The following is a 6,345-nucleotide window of genomic DNA, read 5'->3' on the forward strand; positions in this document are numbered from 1 at the left end:
ACCACCATAATGGAATTTAAATTAATCAATCTTTTACCCGAAAACTGGCTTCATGCCCTGGGTGCTACCTTGTTCCACTCTTTGTGGCTTGGTGTAATTTTAGCTTTGTTAGCTGGTTTGGTCATGTTTACCTCCCGCAAGGCAAGTGCTACGTGGCGTTATAACTTGCTTACCTTATGTTTAGGTTTGTTTGTTGTGGCAATAGGTTACACTTTTTATCAGCAGCTTCAGCAGCCGGTTAATCATACTCAATCGAAGGCTGCTCATCAGGTTGGAATTAACTTGCCCAGGGTAATTGCAGATCAGCAAGCCGTTACAGAAGTACAGCACGACATGTACTCAGGAATCAATCGCATCTTCTCTTTGTGGAATGCTTATGCCTATCAGATCGTATTGGTTTGGTTCCTGATCATCTGCGGAAAAAGTATCCGGTTAATGGTGGGCTTAAACGGTGTTTATCATTTGCGTAATTATAAAATCTATGCGGCGGGTAAAAAATGGGATGAAAAAATAAATGAACTCGCCCAAAAACTAGGCTTAACACAACAGGTTAAGCTAATGCAATCGGGTATTGCGCAGGTACCCTTGGTAGTGGGGCACTTTAAACCTCTAATCCTCATTCCTTTGGGGTTGATCAATGGTTTATCCAATGCCGAAGTAGAAGCCATTCTCTCTCATGAACTGGCCCACATTAAACGGAAAGATTACCTGGTGAATATATTGCAAAGCTTCATCGAAATTATATTTTTCTTTAACCCAGCGGTACTTTGGGTATCGCAATTAATAAAAACAGAACGCGAGCATTGCTGCGATGATTTGGCCATCGCCTGTGTAAACGATCGCAAAAATTATGTTCAGGCCCTTATTGTGTGTCAGGAGTTTAAGCAGCGTGCACCTGCTTACGCCATGGCCATGAGCGGGACTAAAGGTAACCTGCTGCAAAGAGCAAGCAGGATGTTATTCAATACCAATTCAACTTTAAACAAAATGGAAAAAACGATATTAACCATCGCCCTGGTATCGGTAGTGGTTTGTACTGCCGCTTTTAAAAGCGTTGGCCATGCAAAAACAGTTACCAGAAAAGAAACATCCACTACAATTGTAACCCTACAGGATACAACCAGGAAAAAAGCAAAGGCTGCAGAAGGAAAATCTGCAGACCAAATGGAAAAGGAGATCAATGCAAAGGTAGACAATGAGCTAAAAAGGATGAATGAAAAACAGCAGCTGCCAGAAACTAAAGAAGATAAAAAGGCCAGACTTGCTGATGAAGAAGCCAGGCAAGCGGATGAAAAAATACGGCAGAACGATGTAAGGCAGGCGCAGGAAGATGCGAAGCAAGCCGTTATTGATGCTAAAGTAGCCGAAAATGATAGGAAGCAGGCCATCATTGACGCCAAACAAGCTATTGAAGATGCCAAACAAGCTGTTGAAGATGCGAAAGAATACAAAAATTCGGCTAAAGTGTATAAATCATATGGCTATGCGATGGTACCAGGGATTCCTCGCCCGCCTAGAACACCAAAAGTACCTAAAACACCAAAAGTACCCGGAGTTGTATATGCAGTACCAGCTATACCTGCTGTCCCTGCTATACCTGCTACGCCTGCTATTCCTGCTATGCCTCCAACCCCACAATCTCCAGCTGTTTATGGCGAAAGAAGTAACATTAAAACCAGCTCACAGCGTACAGTTGCCTCAAAAACGGTAACTAATGGCGATGGACATGATTATACCGATGCAATCAATCAGGAATTGATGAAAGATGGCATTATCAGCAGCACCAATAAACTTTCATATAAACTCAATATAGACGAGCTGATTGTAAATGGTGTGAAACAAAATGCTGAAGTTCAGCAAAAGTACAAAAAGAGGTTTTTGAAAAACGATAAACACTCGCTGGTGTATAATTTCCTGATTGAAAATAACTAAAATCAACCTCTAAAAGCTTAATCCAATCAACATCTTATGAAATACAAGCTCATGGCTTTTTTAGCCATATGGATATGTATTGCCTTTACTTTTGCCCATGCACAAAGTCCTCCATCCAGAATTTATGGCCATGTATTGGATGCCGAAGGCAAAAATATAGAATTTGCTACAGTAGCTCTACTTAAAGATTCGACGTTAATTAAAACAACTTTTACCGAAAAGGATGGGCTATTCAGTTTTGATCAGCTTGGTTATGGAAAATATCTGATTAAAATATCGGTGGTCGGATCGCCCATATACCAAACCGATACATTGGTGCTGACAGCAGGCCATGCCGTTATTGCATTGCCGGATATCAAAATCAAAACCGGAGCAACCAATTTAAAAGAGGTAACCATTTCGGGACAAAAAGCTTTTGTAGAGCGAAAAATAGACCGCACCGTTGTTAATGTGGATGCTTTGATTTCAAATGCAGGTACAACGGCATTGGATGTGCTAAGCAAATCGCCTGGCGTAAATGTAGATCAGAACGGGGTAATTTCGTTAAAAGGCAAAAACGGGGTAACTATTTTTGTTGATGATAAACCGACTTATTTATCGGGTTCGGATCTGGAGAACTATTTGCGTTCCTTGCCTTCCTCATCGCTTGATCAGATTGAACTGATGACCAATCCACCGGCCAAATACGATGCTGCCGGCAATGGCGGTGTAATTAACATCAAAACCAAGAAAACCAAAGCTGCTGGATTTAATGGAGGGATTAATCTGAGTTTAAACCAGGGCGAATTAAGCCGTTCGAATAATAGCTTTAACTTTAATTACCGAAAAGATAAGATTAATGTTTTTGGCAACCTGAGTTATAACCTTAATAATAGTTTTACGGATCTTGATCTGAACCGGAAATATAAAAATGCTGATGGTAGTGCTAAATCCTACTTTACTCAAAATTCTTATTTCCGCAGGCATGGCAACACTTTTAACCTGAAAACGGGTGTTGATTATTATGCGTCAGAACAAACGACATGGGGCGTGGTACTAACCGGTATGAACAGGATTTCGAAACAGGTAAATAATAATACCAGTAACCTTTCTAACGCTTCCATGCAGTTAGATTCGGTCATCAAGGCCGAAAATATCGATCAGATTAAGTACCAAAACGCGGGTGTAAATTTAAATTACAGGCATAAATTTAAGCAGGCAGGGCCTGAATTAACCTTTGATGCTGATTACCTGCTTTACCGTAACCAAACAGATCAGGCCTATTATAATTTCAGTTACCTGCCCAGCGGAGCATTAAAATATCAGGATGTTTTGAGCGGGAATCTACCATCAGATATTGATATTTATACGGCTAAAATGGATTATTCGCATCCACTGGAAAATAAGTGGAAGCTTGATGCAGGGGTTAAAACTGCTTATACCAAAACGGATAATATTGCGGATTACGCTAATACTGCAAACGGAAAAACGAGTGCAGATTATGAAAAGAGTAATCATTTTTTATATCAGGAGAATATCAATGCAGTTTACCTGAACATGAGCAGGGAGGGGAAACGGTTTTCACTCCAGGCTGGCTTAAGGTACGAAAATACGGTTTCCAACGGGCATCAGTTGGGCAATATAATCAAACCTGATTCCAGTTTTAAAAGAACTTATAATAGTTTGTTCCCAACAGTTTATTTCTCTTATAAGCTTGATACATTAGGGAGCAATGAACTTGGGTTGAATTATGGAAGAAGGATTGATCGTCCTTATTACCAGGATCTTAATTCCTTCTTTTCTCCACTGGATAAATTTACCTATTATGTTGGTAATCCTTTTTTAAAACCCTCTTTTACACAAAGTATCGAACTTTCTCATACCTACAAAAGTAAGATTACGACAACATTTAGCTACAGCTGGGTGAGAGATGAAGTGAATGAAACCATCGAAATTTTAAATGGCACCTATTATAGCCGACCAGCCAATGTAGGCAAAACAAGGGTAGCCAATGTTTCGGTAAATGCAGAAATCGACATTACGAAATGGGCGAAATTAAATGCCTATATGGAGTTGGGTAAAATAACCTCGAAAACAGATTTTTATACTGGTTTTTTGGTAACCAATGGCAGTTATTTTAGAACAAATCCTAATGTTCAGTTTAAAATCAGTCCTACCTGGAATGCAGAGCTGAACATGAGCTATCAGAGTAAACTTTCAAACGTTCAGTTTTTACTGGCTTCGGTGCATGATTTTGGCGCAGCAGTGCAAAAAAAGCTTTCGGCAAAAAGTACCCTGAAATTAACTGCAAATGATATTTTTAGAACCCGGATATATAATGGGATAATTAATAATCTTGCCGCAACAGAAGCCGGATGGAGAAACAGGCAAGATTCCAGAAATTTTGTTTTAAGCTATAGTTATCGTTTTGGAAAAACCTTTTCTTCTCCGGACAAACATGAATCTTCTGGTGCCGATGCAGAAAAGAACAGGGTGAAGAATTAAGGTTTTAGATCATTCGTAATTATAAAGTACAGACTGCCCCGACTTTCGGGGAAGCAGTCTTTGAAAGAAGGGCAGAAGCAATAGGTTAAATTCCGCTCTCGCTTTGATCCTGCCTTGGGCTGTGGGGTTATGAGGGGTAAGTGCAAAGCTTTCCGTGCTTTTTCCGGCGGAAATCTGCGAGGCCGGGGAGCAGGGTGCAGATAGTAGGGTGCGTATTGTAGGGTGCGATAATTTGTTTTTAGTCCTTTCCCTTTCAGGGGAAAGGTAGCGATAGGCGGATAGGGGTTTAAGACGCTCGCTATAACTTGGTTCAAAGATTTCTCCATTCCGCTGCGCTACAGTCGAAATGACGGCCGATTGTTACTCAAAAAATCTGCGAGGCCGGACAGCAGGGTGGAGATAGCATTGTGCATATAGCAATGTGCGTATTGCAGGATGCGATAATTTGTTTTTTAGTCCTTTCCCTTTTAGGGGAAAGGTGCCGATAGGCGGATAGAGGCTTAAGACGCTCGCTATAATACGGTCGTCATTCCCGCGCAGGCGGGAATCTTAAAGCAAACGCTAGGCTGTTCTCCTTTGCTCTGGCTTGCATCGGCTCACCGCCGCCGAGGGGCTTTTACTTTTTCCTTGATGAAAAAGTAACAAACCTGAGCGCAGCGAAAGCATGCCTGCCGTTAAAAACAACAAACACAAAGGCATAACTGAAAGGCTGGCATCCTTTCTTGTAAAAACCTACGGAAATCTTATTTGCGGCAGCATCGAGGCTCTTAGCCTTGGCTTATTCCACCGCTCTCGCTTTGATCCTGCCTTGGGCTGTGGGGTTATGAGGGGGGAGTGCAAGGATTTCCGGGCTTTTTCCAGCGGAAATCTGCGAGGCCGTTAGCGGGGTGCAGACCGCAGGGTACGGAAACAATATTCGTGTATGATCATGGTGAAACTATGAGGGGAACTCCCCTCCTGATTTAGGAGGGGCGGGGGTGGTTATGAATAGAATTTTTTTTAGTCCTTCTCCTTTTAAGGTGCAGGTGCCGAAAGGGTATTATAGGGAGTTTTATTAGGGGGCGGGGAAGTGGTATGAAGTGAAGAGGTGGTGAAGTTTTTCGCTCTATGCCGCGTGGCATCAAACTTTTGAGGCATCAAAAGTATGCAAAAATGCTTCGTCAATCCAGCAATGGGCCTTTTGCGCAAGCCGATGCGCATCAAAAAAACAGCGGCACTTTGTTTTGTTCGTTAGTGGTTAGTGAAAGCTTTTGCAAACATAAAGCACAAAACTCACTGCGTTTGAGGTTTGGTAGTGCTGGTTGTGCTGATCTGCAACTGTTTTTTTGATTCAGCTGGCCCTTGGGATTGACGGGCGTACTTGGGTTAAAGTTGTGGGGTGGTGAAAGGTTGTTGGCAAAGTGCCCAAAGAACCAATGTTGAGCGAAAATCTGCGAGGCCGGATAGCAGGGCGCAGATCGCATGGTGCGGAAACAATATTCGTGTATTGATCATTGTGAAACCATGAGGGGAACTCCCCTCCTGATTTAGGAGGGGCGGGGGTGGTTAGGAAATGATATTTAAGGCTTCCGTTATTATTCTCTGTCATCCTGAGGGATAATTTATGATATAAAAATCAATATGATTGACGTTTTTTCCTTCGCACAATTCTTGCCTCGGCTCACCGCCGCCGAAGGGCTCTTACTTTTTGGCATCAAAAGTAACAAAAAATGCCGGCTGAAAATTTTTCTTTCAAAGCCAGTGTTATGGCTAGAACAGTGCAGTCCGAAAAATTTATTAGGCCGGTTTTAAGTAGAACGGTGATACGGTGCTATGGCCTAGCTATACGGAAATGCATGATGCCGCATTCTGCTCATTAATAGGTAATTACAAAATAACGTCAATGGTAGGTACGAAGAATCTTTAATTGAAAGATTTGCTTCGCAAAGC

General features: G+C 41.9%; 2 protein-coding genes. Both read left to right on the plus strand.

What is annotated here, in order from left to right; translation table 11 throughout:
• Nucleotides 1-9 precede the first annotated feature (9 nt).
• The gene (locus BM107_RS07390) at nt 10-1,932 is read left to right on the plus strand and encodes a M56 family metallopeptidase (RefSeq protein WP_090981804.1); all 1,923 of its coding nucleotides are present in this window, start codon (nt 10-12) and stop codon (nt 1,930-1,932) included.
• Between the two features lie 36 nt (nt 1,933-1,968).
• Nucleotides 1,969-4,416, plus strand: coding sequence for a TonB dependent receptor (locus BM107_RS07395; protein WP_090981807.1), 2,448 nt, complete (start codon nt 1,969-1,971; stop codon nt 4,414-4,416).
• Nucleotides 4,417-6,345: the final 1,929 nt, after the last annotated feature.

This window comes from Pedobacter suwonensis, from assembly GCF_900111825.1.
In the GTDB taxonomy this organism is placed as follows: domain Bacteria; phylum Bacteroidota; class Bacteroidia; order Sphingobacteriales; family Sphingobacteriaceae; genus Pedobacter; species Pedobacter suwonensis.